The organism is Proteus sp. G2675 (genome assembly GCF_963886535.1).
Taxonomy (GTDB): domain Bacteria; phylum Pseudomonadota; class Gammaproteobacteria; order Enterobacterales; family Enterobacteriaceae; genus Proteus; species Proteus mirabilis.
Genome location: NZ_CAWPCB010000001.1, coordinates 1 through 1,316, shown reverse-complemented (window position 1 = coordinate 1,316; position 1,316 = coordinate 1). Strand labels below are relative to the sequence as shown.

General features: G+C 43.4%; 2 protein-coding genes. Both read right to left on the bottom strand.

What is annotated here, in order from left to right:
* On the bottom strand, positions 1-929 hold a 929-nt coding region (locus AACQ49_RS00010), incomplete at its 3' end, for a phage portal protein (protein ID WP_161778809.1).
* On the bottom strand, positions 929-1,316 hold a 388-nt coding region (locus AACQ49_RS00005), incomplete at its 5' end, for a terminase TerL endonuclease subunit (protein ID WP_237612787.1). The genes AACQ49_RS00010 and AACQ49_RS00005, both read right to left, overlap by 1 nt.

Genomic DNA, 1,316 nt, shown 5'->3' with positions numbered 1-1,316 from the left:
CTTGTTGATTTTTCAACATCACCGACTAAGTGCGGTGGAACACCAAAGAAACGCGCTAATTCACTGACTTGAAATTTTCGGGAAGACATTGTTTCTGCATCTTGAGGACTAACGCCAATATCTTGTGCTTGAAATCCCCCTTCTAAGATCCACAATCGTTTTTTAACGGGGCCACCCGCAATTTCTTTGAAATTCTCTTCAAGTTGGCTACGTTGCTCTTTATTTAATACCTTATCACCCGTTGTTAGAATTTTAGGAGACTTAGCCCCATTGGCATAAAACTCACGTTGTTGATCTTCCATCGCAACGGCCGTGCTTGCTGTCTTACATGCATAAGCAATAGGCGACAATCCAACTAACCCATTAAAACCAAACCCTTTTAAATGAAAAATTTCATGTTGTTTAAATTTCGCAAATTCATGATCACGCTGATATTTATAGATAATATTCCTCCCCTCCATGCGCACATCCATATTGGCAGACAACAGAGGAAGCAAGCTGATCACATCACCGACTTTATTTCGCTCAATCAACGCGAAAGCATTACCATAAAAGCAAAGCTGCATAGTCATTGCCTCTCGGAATTCTTGAGCCGTCATATATTGATTGGGCGAATATCGCAGTAATCGAGCCAATGGGTGACTTAAATCGACTTTGGTTCTATTTCCCTGTTTATCCGTTTCGAACACATCCAGTGGCAAACAAGCCGTTAACGTCGAAATTAAGCTAACACAACGCCAAACCGTTGATATTTGGAGTATTCGCTCATCATTTACAGAAGAACCACCAAGTGAGCCTTGCGCTGAGATAACGCCTGATTGTGAACCTTGTTCAGGTGTCACGAGTCTTCCCCCAACGAAGAAGGAAGCCAGACGCGCAAACCAACCATGATTAGTGCGCAAATCGATTGAATATTGTTTATCTGTCATCACATACTCAATGGGTTAGAGAAAAAATCATCAAGGTTGCCATTATCAACCTCACCTTCCGCAGCACCAATCGCCATTGCAGAGGCCACCACACCATCGATTCGACCGGTGCTTTTTTTCTTGGCAAAGACGCGGTTATCTTTTTGGTCAGCCTCAAGCACAGCGGATGCAGCATTCCATCTCAAACAAGGATTGGTGTGGATCTCAATCTTCTTGTCATCAATGAGCTGTTCAAACAGTTCGATAGAGTGTGGCATCCACAGCCCTGAATCTTTGGCTTTGTAATATCCTTGTCCATGCGGAGTTAAAGGAACCGTCACACCCGCGTCATCGAGTTTGGGTTCAAGGTATTTAATGCGATAAGGGTCAAAGGCAATGGCTCTCATG